The organism is Streptomyces sp. NPDC107471, assembly GCF_055582845.1.
The window spans coordinates 718,799-739,549 of record NZ_JBVJPC010000002.1 but is presented as its reverse complement, the minus strand read 5'-3'; the positions used below and the strand labels follow the sequence as shown (position 1 = coordinate 739,549).

General features: G+C 73.1%; 21 protein-coding genes. 18 read left to right on the top strand and 3 right to left on the bottom strand.

What is annotated here, in order from left to right; genetic code table 11:
- The first annotated feature begins 131 nt into the window (after nt 1–131).
- The 6 genes from ACZ66S_RS08205 to ACZ66S_RS08180 all read left to right on the top strand — a co-directional run bounded on the left by ACZ66S_RS08205 (nt 132) and on the right by ACZ66S_RS08180 (nt 5,712).
- Entirely contained in the window at nt 132–1,565 is a 1,434-nt protein-coding gene (locus tag ACZ66S_RS08205; protein ID WP_469900561.1) for an NAD(P)H-hydrate dehydratase, read from the top strand.
- A 146-nt stretch (nt 1,566–1,711) separates the two neighbouring features.
- Nucleotides 1,712–2,335 carry a M23 family metallopeptidase gene (locus tag ACZ66S_RS08200; RefSeq protein ID WP_469900559.1) on the top strand — a complete coding sequence of 208 codons (624 nt, stop codon included), beginning with the start codon at nt 1,712–1,714 and terminating at the stop codon, nt 2,333–2,335.
- Between the two features lie 92 nt (nt 2,336–2,427).
- Nucleotides 2,428–3,597, top strand: a complete 1,170-nt coding sequence (alr, locus tag ACZ66S_RS08195) for an alanine racemase (RefSeq protein ID WP_469900558.1) — start codon at nt 2,428–2,430, stop codon at nt 3,595–3,597.
- A gap of 72 nt (nt 3,598–3,669) precedes the next feature.
- Nucleotides 3,670–4,923, top strand: coding sequence for an alpha/beta fold hydrolase (locus ACZ66S_RS08190; protein ID WP_469900556.1), 1,254 nt, complete (start codon nt 3,670–3,672; stop codon nt 4,921–4,923).
- Complete coding sequence (tsaE, locus tag ACZ66S_RS08185; RefSeq protein ID WP_469900555.1) at nt 4,895–5,401, top strand: tRNA (adenosine(37)-N6)-threonylcarbamoyltransferase complex ATPase subunit type 1 TsaE; 507 nt, start codon at nt 4,895–4,897, stop codon at nt 5,399–5,401. Before ACZ66S_RS08190 ends, tsaE begins: the two co-directional genes overlap by 29 nt.
- Nucleotides 5,402–5,538: 137 nt before the next feature.
- Nucleotides 5,539–5,712 (top strand): hypothetical protein, encoded by a 174-nt coding sequence (locus tag ACZ66S_RS08180; RefSeq protein WP_469900554.1) that lies wholly within the window; start codon nt 5,539–5,541, stop codon nt 5,710–5,712.
- A gap of 7 nt (nt 5,713–5,719) precedes the next feature.
- Here the strand turns inward: ACZ66S_RS08180 and ACZ66S_RS08175 are convergent, their stop codons facing one another.
- Nucleotides 5,720–6,268, bottom strand: a complete 549-nt coding sequence (locus tag ACZ66S_RS08175; RefSeq protein WP_469900552.1) for a hypothetical protein — start codon at nt 6,266–6,268, stop codon at nt 5,720–5,722.
- A gap of 180 nt (nt 6,269–6,448) precedes the next feature.
- On the opposite strand from ACZ66S_RS08175, the gene tsaB reads away from it, so the two are divergent.
- Genes tsaB through ACZ66S_RS08155 form a run of 4 tightly spaced genes read left to right on the top strand, consistent with a single transcriptional unit; the run spans nt 6,449 to nt 8,961 of the window.
- Nucleotides 6,449–7,102, top strand: a complete 654-nt coding sequence (gene tsaB, locus ACZ66S_RS08170; RefSeq protein ID WP_469900551.1) for a tRNA (adenosine(37)-N6)-threonylcarbamoyltransferase complex dimerization subunit type 1 TsaB — start codon at nt 6,449–6,451, stop codon at nt 7,100–7,102.
- Nucleotides 7,099–7,629: a ribosomal protein S18-alanine N-acetyltransferase gene (gene rimI, locus ACZ66S_RS08165; protein WP_469900549.1), complete on the top strand. Its 531-nt coding sequence runs from the start codon at nt 7,099–7,101 to the stop codon at nt 7,627–7,629. The genes tsaB and rimI overlap by 4 nt, the downstream gene beginning before the upstream one ends.
- Entirely contained in the window at nt 7,622–8,707 is a 1,086-nt protein-coding gene (tsaD, locus tag ACZ66S_RS08160; RefSeq protein WP_469900548.1) for a tRNA (adenosine(37)-N6)-threonylcarbamoyltransferase complex transferase subunit TsaD, read from the top strand. Before rimI ends, tsaD begins: the two co-directional genes overlap by 8 nt.
- Entirely contained in the window at nt 8,704–8,961 is a 258-nt protein-coding gene (locus tag ACZ66S_RS08155) for a hypothetical protein (protein ID WP_469900546.1), read from the top strand. The genes tsaD and ACZ66S_RS08155 overlap by 4 nt, the downstream gene beginning before the upstream one ends.
- 68 nt (nt 8,962–9,029) lie before the next feature.
- Here the strand turns inward: ACZ66S_RS08155 and ACZ66S_RS08150 are convergent, their stop codons facing one another.
- Nucleotides 9,030–11,333: a beta-xylosidase/alpha-l-arabinosidase gene (locus ACZ66S_RS08150; RefSeq protein ID WP_469900544.1), complete on the bottom strand. Its 2,304-nt coding sequence runs from the start codon at nt 11,331–11,333 to the stop codon at nt 9,030–9,032.
- 132 nt (nt 11,334–11,465) lie between these two features.
- Here ACZ66S_RS08150 and ACZ66S_RS08145 point away from each other — a divergent pair, with 132 nt between their 5' ends.
- The 5 genes from ACZ66S_RS08145 to ACZ66S_RS08125 all read left to right on the top strand — a co-directional run bounded on the left by ACZ66S_RS08145 (nt 11,466) and on the right by ACZ66S_RS08125 (nt 17,101).
- Nucleotides 11,466–12,539 carry a LacI family DNA-binding transcriptional regulator gene (locus ACZ66S_RS08145; protein WP_469900542.1) on the top strand — a complete coding sequence of 358 codons (1,074 nt, stop codon included), beginning with the start codon at nt 11,466–11,468 and terminating at the stop codon, nt 12,537–12,539.
- Nucleotides 12,540–12,726: 187 nt separating this feature from the next.
- Nucleotides 12,727–13,761, top strand: a complete 1,035-nt coding sequence (locus tag ACZ66S_RS08140; RefSeq protein ID WP_469900540.1) for an LCP family protein — start codon at nt 12,727–12,729, stop codon at nt 13,759–13,761.
- 107 nt (nt 13,762–13,868) lie between these two features.
- Nucleotides 13,869–15,278 carry an FG-GAP and VCBS repeat-containing protein gene (locus ACZ66S_RS08135; RefSeq protein ID WP_469900539.1) on the top strand — a complete coding sequence of 470 codons (1,410 nt, stop codon included), beginning with the start codon at nt 13,869–13,871 and terminating at the stop codon, nt 15,276–15,278.
- 137 nt (nt 15,279–15,415) lie between these two features.
- A complete protein-coding gene (locus tag ACZ66S_RS08130) occupies nt 15,416–15,772 on the top strand; it encodes a YciI family protein (RefSeq protein WP_469900538.1) in 357 nt (118 codons plus the stop codon).
- A 60-nt stretch (nt 15,773–15,832) separates the two neighbouring features.
- Nucleotides 15,833–17,101 (top strand): RNA polymerase sigma factor, encoded by a 1,269-nt coding sequence (locus ACZ66S_RS08125; protein ID WP_469900536.1) that lies wholly within the window; start codon nt 15,833–15,835, stop codon nt 17,099–17,101.
- Between the two features lie 45 nt (nt 17,102–17,146).
- Here the strand turns inward: ACZ66S_RS08125 and ACZ66S_RS08120 are convergent, their stop codons facing one another.
- Nucleotides 17,147–18,340: a THUMP-like domain-containing protein gene (locus tag ACZ66S_RS08120; RefSeq protein ID WP_469900535.1), complete on the bottom strand. Its 1,194-nt coding sequence runs from the start codon at nt 18,338–18,340 to the stop codon at nt 17,147–17,149.
- A 91-nt stretch (nt 18,341–18,431) separates the two neighbouring features.
- Here ACZ66S_RS08120 and ACZ66S_RS08115 point away from each other — a divergent pair, with 91 nt between their 5' ends.
- The 3 genes from ACZ66S_RS08115 (at nt 18,432) to groES (ending at nt 20,663) form a co-directional block, all read left to right on the top strand.
- Complete coding sequence (locus tag ACZ66S_RS08115) at nt 18,432–19,367, top strand: polysaccharide deacetylase family protein (RefSeq protein ID WP_469900533.1); 936 nt, start codon at nt 18,432–18,434, stop codon at nt 19,365–19,367.
- Complete coding sequence (locus tag ACZ66S_RS08110) at nt 19,364–20,149, top strand: polysaccharide deacetylase family protein (RefSeq protein ID WP_469900532.1); 786 nt, start codon at nt 19,364–19,366, stop codon at nt 20,147–20,149. The genes ACZ66S_RS08115 and ACZ66S_RS08110 overlap by 4 nt, the downstream gene beginning before the upstream one ends.
- Before the next feature lie 205 nt (nt 20,150–20,354).
- Nucleotides 20,355–20,663: a co-chaperone GroES gene (groES, locus tag ACZ66S_RS08105; protein WP_028807844.1), complete on the top strand. Its 309-nt coding sequence runs from the start codon at nt 20,355–20,357 to the stop codon at nt 20,661–20,663.
- Nucleotides 20,664–20,751: the final 88 nt, after the last annotated feature.

The following is a 20,751-nucleotide window of genomic DNA, read 5'->3' as shown; positions in this document are numbered from 1 at the left end:
GGAAGTGAACGCTTCGGACCGCATCCTTCCGCTCCGCGGGGCTGAGAACGCGCTTGCCGGCCTTCCCCGTGGTGGTGGTGTCGGAGGCCCGTCTTGTTCATGTCCGCGCGCTACGGGGGAGACTCGGAGCCATGCGTACTGCGTACAACGTGGAGACGGTCAGGGCCGCCGAGCGGGAGCTGATGGCACGGCTGCCGGAGGGCGCGCTGATGCAGCGGGCGGCGGCGGGACTGGCCGCGGCCTGCGCGGACCTGCTGGGGCGGGTGTACGGCCGCAGGATCGTGCTGCTCGTCGGCAGCGGGGACAACGGCGGGGACGCCCTCTACGCGGGGGCGCGCCTGGCGCGGCGCGGCGCCGGGGTGGCCGCCGTACTGCTCGCACCCGAACGCGCCCACCCCGCGGGGCTGGCCGCGCTGCGGCGGGCCGGGGGGCGGGCCGTGGGGGCCGACGGTGCCGAGCGGCTGATCGAGGAGGCCGACCTGCTCCTCGACGGGATCGTGGGGATCGGCGGCAAGGGCGGACTGCGGCCCGACGCGGCCCGGCTGGCCGAGGTGGCCGAGCGGTCCCGGGCCGCCGTCGTCGCGGTCGACCTGCCGAGCGGCGTCGACGCCGACACGGGGGAGGTGCGCGGGGCGGCCGTACGGGCCGACCTGACCGTCACGTTCGGGACGCACAAGCCGGGGCTGCTGATCGATCCCGCGCGGGAGTACGCCGGATCGGTGCGGCTCGTCGACATCGGCCTCTCGCTGCCCCCGCAGGCCGAACTGGAGGCGCTCCAACACTCCGACGTACGGCGGCTGTTGCCCGTACCGACCGGGGAGAGCGACAAGTACCGGCGGGGCGTCGTCGGGATCGCCGCCGGGTCCGCACGGTATCCGGGAGCCGCCGTGCTCGCCGTGTACGGGGCGCTGCGGGGCGGCGCCGGGGCCGTGCGGTACGTCGGGCCCGCCGCGGACGCCGTGATCGCCCGTTTCCCCGAGACGCTCGTCTCCGACCGGGGGCCGAAGCAGGCCGGGCGCGTGCAGGCGTGGGTCGTCGGACCGGGGGCCGGGGACGACGCCTCGGCCGTGGGGGAGGTGCTGGCCTCGGACGTACCGGTGCTCGTCGACGCGGACGGACTGCGGCTCGCCGGCCGGGACGCCGTACGCGCGCGTACCGCGCCGACCCTCATGACCCCGCACGCCGGAGAGGCCGCCGCGCTCCTCGGGGTGGCACGCGAGGAGGTCGAGGGGGCCCGGTTGGCGTCGGCGCGGGAACTCGCCGGGCGCTACGGAGCGACCGTGCTCCTCAAGGGCTCGACCACGCTGGTCGCCGACGCGGGTGGCGGGGCGGTGCGGGTGAACCCGACCGGCACGGCCTGGCTGGCCACCGCGGGCAGCGGTGACGTCCTGTCCGGCCTCGCGGGGTCCCTGCTCGCGTCCGGCCTCGGCGCCCTGGACGCCGGCAGCGCGGCGGCCTACCTGCACGGTCTCGCCGGCCGGTTCGCGGCGGACGGGGCCCCGGTGGGAGCCCACGACGTGGCCGAGGCGGTCCCGGCGGCGTGGCGGGACGTGACGGACGCCTGACGCCGCCCGGCGGGCGGCGCGAACGGCAACCCCCACCCGCCCACAACCCCCGGCAAACGGACGAGTCCCCGCGAACTAGTACCTGATGGGACCAATACCGGTCGGTCGAATATGCGGAGCCGAAAGGGCGATGTTTCGCTGGCCGCATGGATGAGCCAAATATACGCGGCACCACCCGGCGGGAACTGCTGGGCGGAGCCGCAGTCGTTCTGGGGAGTCCCGTTCTCGGTTTCCGCGGGGACAATCCGGAACCCTTAGAAGAAGAGCACGACGGCAACTGCGGCACTGACTTCGACCCGGAATTCGAGGAACTGCTGGCGGCAGCCGAGGATGTCGAGGTCAGCGACCGCTCCCTCGCACCGGCCAAGTGGTGTCGCCCGATCCGGAAACGGGCCCGGGTGACCATGCGCTACCGAGTGCGGGGAAACTGGCTGGCCGGTTACCACACCGGAGTGGATCTTGCGGTGGCGAAGGGAACCCCGGTTTACTCCGTGGGCACCGGAGTCGTCGTCCTGGCGAGCTGGTCGGGGTCGTACGGAAAGGCCGTGACAATCAAACTGAGCGATTCCCGGTACGTCCTCTACGCCCACCTGTCGCGCATCTCGGTCGCCCGGGGCGCCAAGGTGAAAGCCGGCACCAGGATCGGCAGCAGCGGCGCCACCGGCCGCGCCACCGGCCCGCACCTGCACTTCGAGGTGCGCGCCCGGCGCCCGTACGGTTCCGACATCGACCCGGTGAAGTACCTGGCCCGGCACGGTCTGACCCTTTGAACCACGCGTGACACGCAGGACACGCGCGCGTGGGGGCGTCCGGGGATGTGCTCATCGGCGGTGTCGGTCGCCTCTGAGACACTGGGGGCGCCATGAACGAGACAGCCACCGCCCCGACCGCACCCCTGCGCGCCCGCGCCGAGATCGACCTGGCCGCGCTGCGGGCCAACGTGCGGGCCCTGCGCGCCCACGCGCAGGGCGCCGCCGTCATGGCCGTGGTCAAGTCCGACGCGTACGGCCACGGCGCGGTGCCCTGTGCCCGCGCCGCGGTCGACGCGGGCGCGCGCTGGCTCGGGACCGCGACGCCGGAGGAGGCTCTGGCGCTGCGGAAGGCCGGGCTGCCGGGGCGGATCATGTGCTGGCTGTGGACGCCCGGCGGCCCCTGGCGGGAGGCGATCGAGGCCGACCTCGACGTGTCCGTCAGCGGGATGTGGGCGCTGCGCGAGCTCGTCGCGGCGGCCCGCGAGGCCGGCGTCCCCGCGCGCGTGCAGCTCAAGGCCGACACCGGTCTTGGGCGCAACGGCTGCCAGCCCGGCGAGGACTGGGCCGAGCTGGTCGCCGAGGCCCTGCGCGCCCAGTCCGAAGGACTTCTCACCGTCACCGGCCTCTGGTCGCACTTCGCCTGCGCCGACGAGCCGGGGCATCCCTCGATCGCCGCCCAGCTCACCCTGTTCCGGGAGATGCTGGCGTACGCCGAGGGCCGGGGCGTGCGCCCCGAGGTGCGGCACATCGCCAACTCGCCCGCCACGCTCACCCTTCCGGAGAGCCACTTCGACCTCGTCCGGACCGGCATCGCGACCTACGGCATCTCGCCCAGCCCCGAGCTCGGCGACCCCGCCGACTTCGGACTGCGCCCGGTGATGACGCTGTCGGCGTCGATCGCGCTGGTCAAGCGGGTCCCCGGCGGCCATGGCGTCAGCTACGGCCACCGCTATGTCACCCCGGGCGAGACGACCCTCGGCCTGGTGCCCGTCGGCTACGCGGACGGCATCCCGCGGCACGCCTCCGGCGCCGGACCAGTCCTGGTCGACGGCAAGTGGCGCACGGTCGCCGGACGGATCGCCATGGACCAGTTCGTCGTGGACCTCGGCGGCGACGAGCCCCCCACCGGCACCCGGGCCGTGCTCTTCGGCCCCGGCGACCGGGGCGAGCCCACCGCCGAGGACTGGGCGCAGGCCGCCGGCACCATCGCGTACGAAATCGTGACCCGCATCGGAACGCGCGTTCCCCGCGTCTATGTGAACGAGGAACAAGCGGGGTAACCGCACAGTGCGTGTCAGTACAGCGAGGCCCGCGACACCGGTATCACCCGACCCAGTGAACAGGAGCGGTACGTGAGCGAGAGCAGTGCGGAGGCCGTCGTCGACGCCGCCGCGTCGGTGGCCCTCGCCTCCGCGGCGGGGGCGGGCGCCGGCTGGCGCCGGGCGACGGGGATCGCCGGTGCCGCGATAGGCGTGATCGCCGCGGGCGCCGCCGCGGGCGTGGCCCTCGAACGGCTCACCGTCGGACGCGGGATGCGGCAGCGGGCCCGGCTCGCCCTCGACTCGACCGGGCCGTACGGCGCACTGCGGGGCACCCCCGGCAAGGCGTACGCCGACGACGGCACCGAGCTGTACTACGAGGTCGACGACCTCGACCCGGAGGCCGGCCCCGCGCTGTCGCCACGCCGGCGCCGGCTGTTCGGGCGCAAGGCCCCGGCTCCCGTCACCGTCGTCTTCAGCCACGGCTACTGCCTCAGCCAGGACTCCTGGCACTTCCAGCGGGCGGCGCTCCGGGGTGTCGTACGGACCGTGCACTGGGACCAGCGCAGCCACGGCCGGTCCGGGCGCGGGGTGCGGCAGGTGCAGGACGGGGTGCCGGTCGACATCGAGCAGCTCGGGCAGGACCTGAAGGCCGTCATCGACGCGGCCGTGCCGCAGGGGCCGATCGTGCTCGTCGGGCACTCCATGGGCGGGATGACCGTCATGGCCCTCGCCGACCAGTACCCCGAGCTGATCCGTGACCGGGTGGTCGCGGTGGCCCTGGTCGGGACGTCTTCCGGGCGGCTCGGCGAGGTCAACTTCGGGCTTCCCGTGGCCGGCGTCAACGCCGTGCGGCGGGTGCTGCCGGGCGTCCTCAAGGCGCTGGGGCAGCGGGCCGACCTGGTGGAGAAGGGGCGCCGGGCCACCGCCGACCTGTTCGCCGGGATCATCAAGCGGTACTCCTTCGCCTCCCGGGACGTCGACCCGGCCGTCGTCCGGTTCGCCGAGCGGATGATCGAGGGCACCCCCATCGACGTCGTCGCCGAGTACTACCCGGCGTTCGACAACCACGACAAGACCGCCGCCCTCGCCCACTTCGCGGACAAGCCGGTGCTCGTCCTCGCCGGGGTGGGCGACATGGTGACGCCCAGCGAGCACAGCGAGGCGATCGCCTCCCTGCTGCCGGAGGCGGAACTGGTGCTGGTCCCGGACGCCGGGCACCTCGTCATGCTGGAACACCCGGAAGTGGTCACCGACCGCCTCGCCGACCTCCTCACCCGCGCGGGGGCGGTGCCCGCAGGGGCTACCGTTGGCGGTTATGGAAGCAGTACCGCGCAACCCGGTTGAGACCGAGCTGACCGTCACCTCCCCCGAGCAGATGCGCGAGCTGGGCCTGAAGCTCGCCAAGCTGTTGCGCGCCGGGGACCTCGTGATGCTCAGCGGGGAGCTCGGCGCGGGCAAGACGACGCTGACCCGCGGACTCGGTGAGGGGCTCGGGGTGCGGGGGGCCGTCACCTCGCCGACCTTCGTGATCGCCCGGGTGCACCCGTCCCTGGGGGACGGGCCGCCGCTGGTCCACGTGGACGCGTACCGCCTGGGCGGCGGGCTCGACGAGATGGAGGACCTCGATCTCGACGTCTCGCTGCCGGAGTCGGTGATCGTCGTGGAGTGGGGCGAGGGCAAGGTCGAGGAGCTGACCGACGACCGACTCCAGGTGCAGATCCACCGGGCGGTCGGGGACACGGCCGACGAGGTGCGGCACGTGACGTTCACTCCGGTCGGGGAGCGCTGGGCGACGACCGACCTCGGGGTGCTCACCGCTTGAGCCCCGCGCGTTCTCGGGCACGTTCCGACAATCCGTCGGCAAGATATTGCACTGGACGTCTTGTGCGTGGTCACATGGTACCCAGCTCGTAGTTAGGTGTACCTAACTACGCCGCCCCCGAACTTCAGGAGGCGTCCATGTCGGCCACCGAGAACCGGCCCCAGCCGCAGCCGTACGCGCTCGTCGGCGGTGTGTCCATGCGTGATCTGCTGGCGTCCTGTGCGGCGGCGGAAGCCGTCTCCACACCGCCGCGGGTGCCCGATCCCGGGACCGCGCGGACGGCTGCCGCCGAGCCTCCGAAGGCGGCCTGAGCCGGGCTCAGTGGATCACCGCGACCTTCGCGCCGATCGTCGCGAAGTCCCACATGGCGTCGCCGTCCTCGCGGGACTCCCGGATGCCGCCCGTCGGCACCGTGGTCATGGAGGCGGAGGCTCCCGTCTTCTGCACGGCCGCGCTGAAGCCGATCGCCACGCCGTCGACGCTGGTGAAGCGGACCACGTGCTCGATCGGCGTGCCGTCGGTGCCGGTCACGGAGTTCGAGCGGGAGGTGACCACGTAGACGCCCGGGGCGGGGTCGATGGTGCCGGGCACGACCGCGAAGGTGCGGGTCACCTTCTCGTCCGCGCCGACCAGCCAGACCCGGTTGTCGTCCAGGGAGTACACCACTCGTTCACCGGCGCCCGAGCCCGCCGGCAGGGCGGCGGGGTTTCGCTCGTCGCGGGGGGCCTTCGAGGCGACGGCCGCCGGGGTGCCCTCGGCGGGGGTTCTGGAGGGGACCGTCGCGGCGGCCTGGTAGGCGAGGAAGCCGACCGTCGCGAGGGCCGCCGTGGTGAGGGCGGTCACGAACGCCGCGTTGCTGGTTGCCACCGGTCACCTCTGGAGTGCTTGGTCCTGATTTGTGGCGACCGTAGCAGCTCGCCGGGTGCGTTCCGTGCCGTCGCGCCCGGCGGCGCCCGAGCGGTGGAGCCGGTGTCGCACCGGTACACCCCCGGGTGCCTCTGGCGGCCTGCGGCCACCCAGGTCCTCCCGGAGCCGTAGGCTGTTTGCGTGCTCTTGCTCGCTCTGGATACCGCCACCCCCGCCGTCACCGTCGCCCTGCATGACGGGCGGGACGTCGCCGCCTCGTTCAGTCAGGTGGACGCGCGACGGCACGGGGAGCTGTTGTTGCCGGCCGTCGACCGGGTGCTCGCGGACGCGGGGGTGAAGCTGGACGCGGTCACCGGGATCGTCGTGGGAATCGGGCCCGGGCCCTACACCGGGCTGCGCGTCGGGCTCATGACCGCCGACACCTTCGGACTCGCGCTCGGCATCCCCGTGCACGGCGTGTGCACCCTGGACGGACTCGCCTGGGCGGCCGAGGTCGAGGGCCCCTTCGTCGTGGCCACCGACGCCCGGCGCAAGGAGGTCTACTGGGCCGCCTACTCCGACCCCCGCACCCGCGTGAGCGACCCCGCGGTCGACCGGCCCGCCGACATCGCCGAGCGGGTCCAGGGGATGCCCGCCGTCGGAGCCGGTGCGCTGCTCTACCCCGACACCTTCCCCGACGCCCGCGCACCCGAGCACGTCCAGGCCGCCGCGCTCGCCGCGCTCGCCGCCGAGCGGCTGCGGGCCGGTGCGGAACTGCCCGCCCCGCGGCCGCTGTACCTGCGGCGGCCCGACGCGCAGGTCCCCAAGAACTACAAGGTGGTCACCCCCAAGTGACCACACCCGTGATTCCTGTGCTGCGCGAGATGCGGTGGTGGGACATCGACCCCGTCCTGGAACTGGAGAAGGACCTCTTCCCGGAGGACGCCTGGTCCCGGGGCATGTTCTGGTCCGAACTCGCGCACTCCCGGGGGCCCGAGGCCACCCGGCGGTACGTGGTGGCCGAAGAGGACGGGCGGATCGTGGGATACGCCGGGCTCGCCTCCGCCGGCGAGCTCGCCGACGTCCAGACGATCGCCGTCGCCCGCGACCACTGGGGCACCGGACTCGGGGCGACGCTGCTGACCGAGCTGCTGCGGGCCGCGACCGCCTTCGAGTGCGCCGAAGTGATGCTGGAGTGCCGGATCGACAACGTCCGCGCCCAGAAGCTCTACGAGCGCTTCGGCTTCGAGGCCATCGGGTTCCGGCGCGGCTACTACCAGCCGGGCAACGTGGACGCCCTGGTCATGCGACTGACCACCGCATCCGACAGCGGCTCCGCCGCGGGTTCGACATCCGACCGAGGAACTGAGATCAATGGCTGATGAACCGCTTGTCCTGGGCATCGAGACCTCCTGTGACGAGACCGGCGTCGGCATCGTCCGGGGGACCACCCTGCTGGCCGACGCCATCGCGTCCAGCGTCGACGAGCACGCCCGGTTCGGCGGTGTGGTGCCGGAGGTCGCGAGCCGGGCGCACCTGGAGGCCATGGTCCCCACCATCGACCGTGCGCTGAAGGAGGCCGGGGTGAGCGCCCGCGACCTCGACGGCATCGCCGTCACCGCCGGTCCCGGGCTCGCCGGTGCCCTGCTCGTCGGGGTGTCCGCCGCGAAGGCGTACGCCTACGCCCTCGGCAAGCCGCTCTACGGCGTCAACCACCTCGCCTCCCACATCTGCGTCGACCAGTTGGAGCACGGGGCGCTGCCCGAGCCGACGATGGCGCTGCTCGTGTCCGGCGGCCACTCCTCGCTGCTCCTGTCGAGCGACATCACCTCCGACGTCCGGCCGATGGGCGCGACCATCGACGACGCGGCCGGCGAGGCCTTCGACAAGATCGCCCGGGTGCTGAACCTGGGCTTCCCGGGCGGCCCGGTCATCGACCGGTACGCGCGCGAGGGCGACCCGAACGCGATCTCCTTCCCGCGCGGGCTGACCGGGCCGCGCGACCCCGCGTACGACTTCTCCTTCTCCGGTCTGAAGACGGCGGTCGCGCGCTGGATCGAGGCCAAGCGGGCCGCGGGCGAGGAGGTGCCGGTGCGTGACGTGGCGGCCTCCTTCCAGGAGGCGGTCGTGGACGTGCTGACCCGCAAGGCCGTGCGGGCCTGCAAGGACGAGGGCGTGGACCACCTGATGATCGGCGGCGGCGTGGCCGCCAACTCCCGGCTGCGGGTGCTCGCCCAGGAGCGCTGCGAGGCCGCCGGGATCCGCCTCAGGGTCCCGCGGCCCAAGCTGTGCACCGACAACGGCGCGATGGTCGCCGCCCTCGGCGCCGAGATGGTGGCCCGGGGCCGCTCCGCCTCCTCCTGGGACCTGTCCGCCGACTCCTCCCTGCCGGTGACCGACCCGCATGTGCCGGGCCACGACCATGTGCACGAGGTCAGCAAGGAGAACCTCTACACGTGACGGTCGCGCTGATGTGGGAGGCCCGGGCGGTCGAGGGCCGCGGTGCGGAGCTGCTCGCCTGGGCCCGCCGGCAGGAGCTTCCGGTACGGCCGCTGCGGCGCGAGACCCTCCGGGCACCGCAGGACCGCGTCCTCGTCATCACGTGGTGGGACGCGGCCTACGACGCCGACCTGCCCGAACTGCCGGAGCCGGGCGAGGAGTTGGTCATGCGGGCGGTGCACCGCTGGCGCTTCGAGTCGGTCGCGGCAGGCTGAGCCCGGGGCGGACCGGGCTCAGCCTCGACGAGGCGGTGGTGGTGCGCCGAGCCGGAAGCGGCCCCGGCTCAGCCCGACACCTCCGTCTCGCAGCGCAGCCGGCGGTCCGGGCCCGTCTCCCGCACCGGACCCGTCAGCCGCAGCCGTGCCGTGTGCCGTACCTGCGCGCTCGACGCCGACAACCGCAGCTCCAGGTCGCCCGGTTCGACGACGCGGCGGCCCCTGCGGTCGGTGAAGGCCGACAGCTCGGCGTGGAAGCGGAAGGTCACCCGGCGGGACTCGCCCGGCTCCAGTTCCAGCCGCCGGTAGCCGATCAGCCGGACGTCCGGGCGGGTCACCGAGGCCACCGGGTCGTGCAGATAGAGCTGCACCACCTCGGCACCCGCCCGGCCCCCCGCGTTGCGCACGGTCACCGACACGTCGTACGTGCCGTCCGTGCCGATCTCCGCCGGCGCCCCGCCCGTGCAGTCCTCCCACACGAACTCCGTGTAGGAGCGCCCGTGTCCGAAGGCGTACAGCGGGGTCGGGTCGAGGTTGCTGACCTCGCCCGCGAGGCCCAGCGGCGGCTGGAGGTAGGTCCATGGCTGGCCGCCGGGCTCCCGCGGCACGCTCACCGGGAGGCGGCCCGAGGGGTTGACCCGGCCCGACAGCACTCCCGCGACCGCCGGACCGCCCTCCTCACCGGGGAAGAACGCCTGGACGACCGCGCCGAGCCGGCCGTCCCAGCGGCCGAGCGCGTAGGGGCGCCCGGTGAGCAGGACCAGCACCACCGGGACGCCGGTCGCGACCAGTGAGTCCAGCAACTCCGCCTGCACACCGGGCAGTCGGAGGTCCGTCACATCGCAGCCCTCGCCCGAGGTGCCCCGGCCGAACAGGCCCGCCCGGTCGCCGAGCACCGCCACGCAGACGTCCGCCTCGGCCGTCCGGGCCACCGCCTCCTCGAAGCCCGCGGTGTCCGGGTCGTCGACCCCGCAGCCCTCGGTGAACGTCACCTTGGCGTCGGGGAGTTCGGTGCGCAGCGCGTCGAGCACCGTGGGGATCTCGATGCCCATCGGGATGTCGGGGTGGTGGGTGAGGACGTGGGAGGGGAAGGAGTAGCAGCCCAGCATGGCGAGGGCGTCGGCGGCGCGGGGGCCGACGACCGCGATCCGGGTGTCCGGGGCCAGCGGGAGCAGACCGTCCGGGTTGTCGAGGAGGACCACGGACTCCTCGGCGAGGCGGCGGGCCAGGGCGCGGTTCGCCGTCGAGTCGAGGTCGATCCGCCCGGTGGGCTCCGGGTCCCAGTCCTCGTCCAGGAGACCCAGCTCGCACTTCTGGAGCAGGACCCGGCGGGCCGCCCGGTCGATCAGGGACTCGGGGATCTCGCCCGCGCGGACGGCGTCGATCAGGGGGGTGCCGTAGCACTTGAGGGTGGGCAGTTCGACGTCGAGGCCCGCCGCGAGGGCCGCGTGGGCCGCGCCCGCCTCGGTGGCCGTGATCCGGTGCTGGCTCTGCAGGAAGCCGACGCCGAAGTAGTCGGCGACCACCGTGCCGGTGAACCCCCACTCCTCGCGGAGCAGTTCGGTCAGCAGGCCGGGGTCGGCGGAGGCCGGGACGCCGTCGGTGTCGGTGTACGCGGCCATCACCGAGCGGGCCCCGCCCTCGCGCAGGGCGAACTCGAAGGGCGGCAGGGTGATGTCGGCGAACTCGCGCACGCCCGCCCGCACGGGTGCGAGGTTGCGGGCGCCGGCCGAGGAGGCGTACCCGGCGAAGTGCTTGAGCGTGGCGACGATCCCGGCCGACTCCAGACCGCGGACGTAGGCGGCGCCGATCGTGCCCACCAGGTACGGGTCCTCGCCGATCGTCTCCTCGACCCGTCCCCAGCGCGGGTCGCGGACCACGTCCAGGACGGGGGCGAGTCCCTGGTGGACGCCGACCGCGCGCAGGTCGCGGCCGATGGCGCCGGCCATCTCCTCGACCAGGTCGGCGTCCCAGCTCGCGCCCCAGGCGAGCGGGACCGGATAGGCGGTGGCCCGCCAGGTGGTGAAGCCGGCCAGGCACTCCTCGTGGGCCAGCGCCGGGATGCCGAACCGGCCCGCCCCGGCGATACGGCGCTGGGCGCGGGCCAGTGCCTGCGCGCCCAGCGCCGGGTCCACGGGGGCGGTGCCGAAGGGGCGGGTGAGCTGGCCGAGGCCCCGGGTGATCAGCTCGTCCCAGTCGTAGTCGGCGGTCATCTCGCGCTGGAGGGGGGCGACTCCCTCCCCGTCCGTGCTGGCGCCCACCCACACGCCGTAGAGCTGGGCGGTCTTCTCCTCCAGGGTCATCCGGGAGAGGAGGTCGTCGACACGGGCGGAGGCGGTCAGGGCGGGGTCACGCCAGGGCGCGGTGGTCATGTAACTCCTGTCGGGCTCGACTGTCGGGTCGACGACCTTCGCGAATGTTTCGAGATATAATCCGAATGTTTTGGGAACCTAGGGCCGCCAGGAGGGTTCGTCAAGAGGTCGCGCAGGGATACGATCGCCGCCATGACACCCCCGGAGCCCGCTGAAACCCGGACGACATCCCCTGCGGTGGGACGGTCGCAGCAGACCGCGACCCTCGCCGAGATCGCCCGGGAGGCCGGCGTCTCGGCGCCGACAGTTTCGAAGGTCCTCAACGGCCGGGCCGACGTCGCGCCCGCGACCCGCGCCCGCGTCGAGGACCTGCTGCGTGCGCACGGCTACCGGCGCCGGCGTGCCGAGGCGAGCCGGTCGCCCCTGATCGACCTGGTCTTCCACGAGCTGGAGAGCGCGTGGGCGATGGAGGTCATCCGGGGCGTGGAGAACGTGGCCCGCGACGCCGGGCTGAGCGTGGTCCTGAGCGAGAGCGCGGGACGGCTCACCCCCGGGCGGACCTGGGCCGACCAGGTCGCCGCCCGGCGCCCGTACGGAGTGGTCCTCGTGCTGTCCGGGCTCGACGAGTCCCAGCGCGCGCTGCTCAACAGCAGGTCGATCCCGTTCGTGGTGATGGACCCGGCCGGCGATCCCGGCGCCGACGTGCCCTCCATCGGCGCGACCAACTGGCAGGGCGGGCTCGCCGCGACCCGGCACCTGGTCGAGCTGGGGCACCGCAGGATCGGCGCGATCAGCGGGCCCTCCCGCATGATGTGCAGCCGCGCCCGCGTCGACGGCTACCGGGCCGCGCTGGAGACCGCCGGGCTGCCCGTCGACCCCGACCTGATCATGCCGGGCGACTTCCACCACGAGACCGGCTACCGCCAGGGCCTGGAACTGCTGCGCCGCCCGGACCGGCCCACGGCCGTCTTCGCGGGCAACGACCTCCAGGCGCTCGGCGTCTACGAGGCCGCGCGCGAGCTGGGGCTGCGCATCCCGGAGGACCTGAGCGTGGTCGGCTTCGACGACCTGCCGGTGGCGCCCTGGGTGGGGCCGCCGCTGACGACCGTACGGCAGCCGCTGACCGAGATGGCCGAGGCCGCCGCCAAGCTGGTGCTCGACCTGGGGCGGGACGCGGACAACCCCGCGGCGACGCGGGTGGAACTCGCGACGACCTTGGTGGTGCGCAGCAGTACGGCCCGTCGCGGTGGGCCGGAAGGCGCCTGAGGTGGTGCCTCGCGGGGTCGTGTGAGGTGCCCGCGCCCACACTCCTCCGAGCCAATCGGTTCCGCGGCCGAAACTTTCGGAGGTGATCCGGCGCCGGCCGTGACGCTGCCATGAGAAGTCTGAGATTTCCCGAAGAAAGCGGTCCGCGAGGCGTTCCTCGTAATAATTCGGACTTACGTTCCTCTCTGTGAGCGGAGACGACGAGGACAGACGAGTGGGCCGGTGGCCCGGAGTGCTGAAGGCCGTCGGCCTCACGCTCGCGGGCGCGCTGGTCGCGGGCTGCGCCGCGGCGGGCTGGGCGTACTGGCACCTCAACAGCAACATCAAGAGCGTCGACATCAACAGCGCGCTCGGCGACGACCGCCCCGCCAAGGCCACCCCGACCGCGACCGCCTCCGACGCGGCACCGCTGCCCACCGAGGCCGTCAACATCCTGGTCCTGGGCTCCGACTCGCGCAGCGGCAAGGACAACGAGGCGCTCGGCGGCGGCAGCAGCACCGGCGCCCGGTCCGACACCGCGATGGTCGTCCACATCGACGCGGGCCGCACGACGGCCACCGTCGTCAGCATCCCGCGGGACACCCTCGTCACCCGCCCGTCCTGCCCGCTGGAGGGCGGCGGTGCCACGGCGGTGTCGTACGGCGCGATGTTCAACAGCGCCTACGCGGTGGGCGGTCCGGTGTGCGCGGTCAAGACGGTCGAGTCGATCACGGACGTCCGCATGGACCACTACATCGAGATCGACTTCTCCGGGTTCGCGAAACTGGTGAACGCCCTCGGCGGGGTCACGGTGACCACGGACGAGGACATCGACGACGCCGACAGCCACCTCACCCTGAAGGCGGGCACCCACCACCTCGACGGCAAGCAGGCCCTCGCGCTCGCCCGCACCCGGCACGGCATAGGCGACGGCAGCGACCTGGGCCGCATCGGCCTCCAGCAGCAGTTGGTGAAGGCCCTGCTGGAGCAGATCTCCTCGGCCGGCCTCCTGACCAGCCCCGCCAAGCTGTACTCCGTCGCCGACGCCGTCACCGGCAGCCTCACCACCGACACCGGCCTCGACTCCCTGACCGAGCTGACCACCCTCGGCGAGAGCCTGAAGGGCCTCGCGGCGGAGGGCGTGAAGACCGTGACCATGCCGGTCGTCACCGCCGCCTCCGACCCCAACCGGGTGGTGGCGAAGGAACCGGCGGCGAGCGAGTTGTGGGAGTCGCTCCGCTGAGCCTTTCGCTGACGTGTCCACCGAAAAAACGGACGACCGCTGCAACCAACGGGCGGCCAGTGATGTCTGTTGCGGTGACCACACTGCAGTAACCAGGGGGAACACCGATGTCCAACTCGCGTTCGTACAAAGCATGGTCGGTACCGCTGATCGCCGGCGTGCTCGCGCTCGGCGGGATTCCCGCCCTCGCCGCCGGCGCCTCGGCGGCCGAGTCGAAGGCCGTCCAGGACGACTTCAACGGCGACGGCTACAAGGACCTCGCCGTCGGCGCTCCGATCGCCACCGTCGGCGGCAAGCAGGGGGCGGGCTACGTCACCGTCATGTACGGCGGCCCGCACGGCCTGACCAAGGACAGCCGCATCGTCATCAGCCGTTCCACCAGCGGCATTCCGGGCGACCCCGCCGCGGGCGAGAACTTCGGCTACCAGCTCTCCACGGGGGACCTGGACGGCGACGGGCGCACCGACCTGATCATCGGGCAGGCCTCCTCGACCCGGGACGCGGTCGTCGTCTGGGGCTCCAAGGAGGGCCTGTCCGGCGGGGTGTCCGTGCCCGCGGCGACCACCCAGGCGGGCGACTTCGACGGCGACGGCTGGCCGGACCTGGTGCTGTTCCGCGGCGGCCGGGCCCCCGGTGACGACCCGCTCGGCACCGAGGCCACCGTCTGGCGGGGCCCGATCTCCCGGACCGCGAAGCCCACCGCCACGCAGGACTTCGGCTCGACCAAGGTGGAGCCCTTCGACGTGATGTACGCGGCCGCCGGGGACGTCAACGGCGACGGCCGCGACGACCTCGCGCTGACCGTCTACACCGGCGACGGCGGCATCGGCTCCCAGCTCTACCTGGCCAACGCCACCGGAGGCGCCTTCACCTACGCCGCCTCCCCGGAGGGCAGCGGCCAGGTGGCCTTCGGCGACGTCGACCACGACGGCTACGGCGACCTCGTCCGGGGCGTCCCGAACGAGTCCGCGGTCACCGTGGCCCTCGGCTCGGCCTCCGGTCTGAAGCCGGCGTCGACCTGGAAGTCGTACAGCCAGGACACCGCGGACGTCCCCGGCGCCAAGGAGGAGGAGGACCGCTTCGGCGAGGCGGTGGCGGCCGGTGACGTCAACGGCGACGGCTACGCCGACGTGGCCGTGGGCGCGCCCGGCGAGATGCTCGGCGACAAGGCCGGGGCCGGCATGGTCAACGTCCTCTACGGCAGCCGCGACGGACTGACCGGCAAGGGCTCCCAGGGCTTCACCCAGGACACCGAGGGCGTCCCCGGCGCCGCCGAGTCGAGTGACAACTTCGGCGGCGCGGTCAACGTCCTCGACATCAACGGCAACGCCTACGCGGACCTCGCGGCGGCGGCGCCCCGCGAGAACATGGTCGAGGGCGGGAACACCGGTGAAGGCGCGGTCTGGTCGCTGCGCGGCCGTCCGACCGGCATCGTGACGGACGCGGCGTTCACCTTCGGCCCCCGCACGGTCGGGGCGCCGGTCGAGCGGGCGTCGTTCGGCAGCTCGCTGTCGTAGCAGGTCAGGCCCATGATTGAGGGGCCGTAGAAAAATCTCCGAAGAAATCCGCGGGGTCTGTCGATCCCGGCCTCTCCCGATCGACGCACTGGTGAGAGGCCGGGAAGGACCGGCCCCGCAGCGACCGAGGAGTCACCATGCCGCGTTACCTGTCGATGGTCCAGATCGACGAGAAGACCGCCCCCGCCGAGGGCCCCAGCGACGCCCTGATGCAGCGCATGGGCGAGCTGATCGAGGAGATGACGAAGGCCGGGGTCCTACTGGACACGGCTGGGCTCATGCCGACCGCGCAGGGCACCCGGGTCCGCTGGGAGAAGGGCGAGCTGTCGGTGACCGACGGGCCCTTCACCGAGGCCAAGGAGGTCGTCGGCGGGTACGCGATCGTGCAGGCCAAGGACATGGCCGAGGCGATCGAGTGGACCAAGCGCTTCCTGAAGGTCCACGAGGAGCACTGGACGGTCACCTGCGAGGTGCGGGAGATCGTGGAGGGCTGAGCCCCGGGGGCGGTCCGCCGTCCTTGGCTGTAGGGCCGTAACGGTGTCGAATGGGGGGCTGTGACCACCTCACAGCCCTCCCGCACCGACGCCCGCACCTCCGTCGAGACCGTCTTCCGCATGGAGTCGGCGCGCATCATCGCCGGCGTCACCCGGGTCGTCCGGGACGTCGGCATCGCCGAGGAGCTCGCCCAGGACGCGCTCGTCGCCGCGCTGGAGCAGTGGCCGCGCGACGGCGTCCCCGACAACCCGGGCGCCTGGCTCATGGCCATCGCCCGGCGCAAGGCCGTGGACCTGGTCCGCCGCCGGGAGAACTACGCCCGCAAGCTCGCCGAGATCGGCCGGGACCTGTCGGAGACCGCCCCGCCCGAGGAGCCCGCCGACCCCGAGGACATCGACGACGACCTGCTCAGGCTCGTCTTCACCACCTGCCACCCGGTGCTGTCCGCGGAGGCCCGCACCGCCCTCACCCTGCGCCTGCTCGGCGGTCTCACCACCCCGGAGATCGCCCGCGCCTTCCTCGTCCCGGAGGCCACGGTCGCCCAGCGGATCGTGCGCGCCAAACGCACCCTCGCCACGAAGAACATCGCCTTCGAGGTCCCCTACGGCCCCGACCGCGAGGCCCGCCTGGGATCCGTCCTGGACGTCATCTACCTGATCTTCAACGAGGGGTACGCGGCCACCGCCGGCGACGACTGGCTGCGCCCCTCCCTGTGCGAGGACGCCCTGCGCCTGGCCCGGCTGCTGTCCGCGCTGATGCCCAAGGAACCCGAAGTGCACGGTCTCGCGGCCCTGTTGGAGTTCCAGGCCGCCCGCACGGCCGCCCGCACCGGCCCGCACGGCGAGCCCGTCCTGCTCAAGGACCAGAACCGCAGCCGCTGGAACCGCATGCTCGTCGCCCGCGGCATCAGGGCCCTGGGCCGCGCCGACGCCACGGCCGCCGGCGCCCCCGGCCCGTACGCCCTCCAGGCCGCCATCGCCGCCTGCCACGCGCACGCGTACTCCTACGCGGAGACCGACTGGCGGTCCATCGCCACCCTCTACGCCCTGCTCGCCGCCCGCGCCCCCTCCCCGGTCGTCGAACTCAACCGCGCGGTCGCCGTCTCCATGGCCGAGGGCCCGGCCCCGGCCCTGGAGATCGTCGACACCCTCACCGGTGAACCCGCCCTGCACGACTACCACTTGCTGCCGAGCGTCCGCGGCGACCTGCTGTGCCGCCTCGGCCGCACGACGGAGGCCCGCGCCGAGTTCGAACGAGCCGCCGCACTGACCCGCAACGAACGGGAACGGGAACTGCTGCTGGACAGGGCGCGGGAGTGCGGCGGGTGAACGGTTTCGGAGACCCGGCCGGCGCCGGTCCGTGACGGCGGCCGCTCAGGAGGGTCCGGCGCCGGTGACGGCCCGTGCGGGCGCGCCGATCAGCATCGTCGGTGCCCCCGCCACCCGGGTGAGGAACACCGTCACCGCGTTCGGTCCCTGCGGCTTCGGCAGGGCCTTGCGGCGTAGTTCCTCCGGCTCGACCGCCGAGCCGCGCTTCTTCACGGTGAGGATCCCGACCTGCCGCTCGCGCAGCAGCGCCTTCAACTTCTTGACGTTGAAGGGGAGTCGGTCGGTGATCTCGTAGGCGGTAGCGTACGGCGTCGGCAGCAGGGCGTCCGAGGTCACGTACGCGATGGTGGGGTCGACGAGTCCGCCCTCGACCTCGTGGGCCACCTCGGCGACCAGGTGGGCGCGGATGACGGCACCGTCGGGTTCGTACAAGTACCGCCCCACGGAACGGACTTCGGGGTCGGGCAGCCCCCGGCCGAGCAGTGTCCGCGGTCCCGGCAGCAACGTCGCCCGGACCGCCCCCGGCGCGGTGCCGAACCACAGCACCGCCTCCTTCACGTCCCCGCCGTCGGAGATCCACTCCGCCTCGGCCTCGGCCGGAACCGCCTCGTGCGGGATGCCCGGTGCGACCTTCAACGCGGCGTGCGGGGCCTGGAGAGCGGCCTGGACCGCCCAGGACAGGGGCGGCGAATAGGCCTCCGGATCGAAGATGCGGCCCCGCCCGCCCCGCCGCGCCGGATCCACGAACACGGCGTCGTACGGGGCCGTGTCGACCTCCGTGACGTCCGCCTCCCGTACCTCGACGAGGTCGGCGAGGCCGAGCGCCTCGGCGTTCGCCCGGGCGACCGCGGCCGTCAGCGGGTCCCGGTCCACCGCGAGGACCCGGATGCCGGCCCGGGCCAGCGCGATCGCGTCACCGCCGATCCCGCAGCACAGGTCCGCCACGGAGGTGACGCCCATCGACGTCAGCCGGCGGGCCCGGTGGGCGGCCACGCTCGCCCGCGTCGACTGCTCGACCCCGTTCGGCGTGAAGAACATCCGCCCCGCGTCCTCGGCGCCGAACTTCGCCTCCGCCCGCTGCCGCAGCCGGGCCTGGCCGAGCGCCGCGGAGACCAGTTCGGCGGGGTGCTCGCGGCGCAGCCGGGTGGCGACGGCGAGTTCGTCGGCGGGGGCGGTGCCGCGCACGTCGTCGAGGAGGGCACGGCCCTCGGGGGTGAGGAGGGGGGCGAGGTCGTTCACCGGGTCATTGTGGGCCAGTCGGTGGACGGTCCGCTGCCGGGCGGCGGTGTCGGCCCGGGTGCGACGCCGTGACCTGCGAGGATCCGGCGCCATGGGAACAGTAGGACAAACCTATAAAAATGGTGCGTTGAGGGTGTCGATCCGCGGCGGACTCGTCCTCCTGGCCGCGGCCGCCCTGGCCTCCGGCTGCGCCCGCCCGAACGCCACCGACGTACGGCGGCAACAGCCCCTCCCGGCGCCCCCGGCCCCCGCCGCCGAGCTCCAGGCCGACAAGACCGTCATCCGGGCCGCCCGACTCCGCGCCGAACAGGCCCGGACCGCCACCGCCCGGCGCTGGGGCCTGAAGAGGGTCCCGCTGACGGCCCCGCCGGCACCCGTGACCAAGCCCCGCATCACCACCCGCAAGGGCTTCGAGGTCGACGGCCACGAGGAGAAGGGGCTGCCGCCGGTCTTCACCACGATCCCCACCGACCAGAAGATCGTCTTCCTCACCATCGACGACGGCGCCGAGAAGGACCCCGCCTTCCTGCGGATGATGAGCGAGCTGCGGATCCCGTACACCGCCTTCCTCAGCGACTACCTCGTCAAGGACGACTACGGCTACTTCCGCACCATGCGGGACAGGGGGGTCGTCCTCGACAACCACACCCTCCACCACCCCTACCTGCCCGGACTGTCCTACGCCCGCCAGAAGCACGAGATCTGCGGGATGCAGGACGTCATCGAGAAGCGGTACGGCACCCGGCCCGCCCTCTTCCGGCCGCCCTACGGCAACTACAACGAGGACACCCTGCGCGCGGCCAGGTCCTGCGGCATCAGATACGCGCCGATCTGGAACGAGGAGGTCTTCGTCGACCACTGGGAGTACCGCGAGTGGGACCGCAGGATCCGCCCCGGCGACATCGTGCTCAGCCACTTCCGGGGCCGGGAGGACTGGAAGGGCACGATGACCGACATGGTCCGCCGCTTCCTGGACAAGGTCACGGCCGAGGGGTACGCCGTCGCCCGTCTGGAGGACTATCTGTGAGGCCGCGGACCCTGGTCGCCGCGGGGCTGGCGGCCGTACTCCTCGCGGGCTGCGCCCAGTCCGTCGACCCCATCGAACGGCTCGGGAAGAAGGCGGCCCAGCGGGTGGGGTCGTACGGGCCGGCGAAGGCGGACGGACGGCCCTACCGCCACTGGGGCCTGACGTCCCCGCTGCCGGCGCCCCCGCGGGTGCCGGCGCGCGGCGCGGTGGGCCGGGGCGCGCTGGTGCCGGTCGTGCGGCGCGTCGAGACCTCCGACAAGGTCGTCTTCCTCACCTACGACGACGGCGCCGAGCGGGACCCGCGGTTCGTCGACCTGGTCCGTGAACTGCGGCTGCCTGTCAGCATGTTCCTCACGGACAGCGTCGTCGGCCCCGGCTACGGCCACTTCGCGCGCCTTCAGTCGGTCGGCGCGCGCATCCAGAACCACACCCTGGACCACCCCGCCCTGCGCGGCCTGCCGTACGCCGGGCAGCGCGCCGAGATCTGCGGCCAGCAGGAGAAGGTGCGGTCCCGCTTCGGCATCCGGCCGCGGCTGTTCCGGCCGCCCTACGGGACGTACGACCGCACGACCCTGCACGCGGCGGCCGACTGCGGGCTCTCGGCGGTGGTGCTGTGGAGCGTGGCGGCGCAGGGGGAGCGGCGGGGGCTGCGGCCCGGCGACATCGTCTCGGTGACGTCGGGGGAGACGGCCGGACCGACCCTGACCGAACGCACGACGAGGCTGCTGCGGGAGATCGAGCGGCGGGGACTGACGGTGGGGCGGCTGGAGGACTACCTGTAGGGGTGCTCCCAAGGCCCTCTCCGGAGACGCGATTGGCACTCCGCTTGACCGAGTGCTAATCACGGTCATAGTCTCGGGTCTGGCACTCCCCCCTGGAGAGTGCCAACACAGCGACGGGCAGGTCCGGCACCCGCGACGACGGATCCACCTGGTCGCCACCTCAGACAGTTAACCCCGTGAGATCTCCGAAGGGGGAGGTCGGATCGTGACGACCACCAGCTCCAAGGTTGCCATCAAGCCGCTCGAGGACCGCATTGTGGTCCAGCCGCTCGACGCCGAGCAGACCACCGCCTCTGGCCTGGTCATCCCGGACACCGCCAAGGAGAAGCCCCAGGAGGGCGTCGTCCTGGCCGTGGGCCCGGGCCGCTTCGAGAACGGCGAGCGCCTGCCGCTCGACGTGCAGACCGGCGACATCGTGCTGTACAGCAAGTACGGCGGCACCGAGGTGAAGTACAACGGCGAGGAGTACCTCGTCCTCTCGGCCCGCGACGTTCTCGCGATCATCGAGAAGTAATTCACCCCAGCATTTCTCAGAGCTGCGCCCCTGGCCCCCGCGACCACTAACAAGCCGGGCGCCCGGGGCGCAGTCTCTTTTCACCTAG

Excerpts from the sequence above, each read along its gene's own strand:
- ACZ66S_RS08205 (WP_469900561.1), top strand. The coding sequence starts at position 132 with ATGCGTACTGCGTACAACGTGGAGACGGTCAGGGCCGCCGAGCGGGAG.
- ACZ66S_RS08200 (WP_469900559.1), top strand. The coding sequence starts at position 1,712 with ATGGATGAGCCAAATATACGCGGCACCACCCGGCGGGAACTGCTGGGC.
- alr (WP_469900558.1), top strand. The coding sequence starts at position 2,428 with ATGAACGAGACAGCCACCGCCCCGACCGCACCCCTGCGCGCCCGCGCC.
- tsaE (WP_469900555.1), top strand. The coding sequence starts at position 4,895 with ATGGAAGCAGTACCGCGCAACCCGGTTGAGACCGAGCTGACCGTCACC.
- ACZ66S_RS08180 (WP_469900554.1), top strand. The coding sequence starts at position 5,539 with ATGTCGGCCACCGAGAACCGGCCCCAGCCGCAGCCGTACGCGCTCGTC.
- tsaD (WP_469900548.1), top strand. The coding sequence starts at position 7,622 with ATGGCTGATGAACCGCTTGTCCTGGGCATCGAGACCTCCTGTGACGAG.
- ACZ66S_RS08150 (WP_469900544.1), bottom strand. The coding sequence starts at position 11,333 with ATGACCACCGCGCCCTGGCGTGACCCCGCCCTGACCGCCTCCGCCCGT.
- ACZ66S_RS08145 (WP_469900542.1), top strand. The coding sequence starts at position 11,466 with ATGACACCCCCGGAGCCCGCTGAAACCCGGACGACATCCCCTGCGGTG.
- ACZ66S_RS08135 (WP_469900539.1), top strand. The coding sequence starts at position 13,869 with ATGTCCAACTCGCGTTCGTACAAAGCATGGTCGGTACCGCTGATCGCC.
- ACZ66S_RS08130 (WP_469900538.1), top strand. The coding sequence starts at position 15,416 with ATGCCGCGTTACCTGTCGATGGTCCAGATCGACGAGAAGACCGCCCCC.
- ACZ66S_RS08115 (WP_469900533.1), top strand. The coding sequence starts at position 18,432 with ATGGGAACAGTAGGACAAACCTATAAAAATGGTGCGTTGAGGGTGTCG.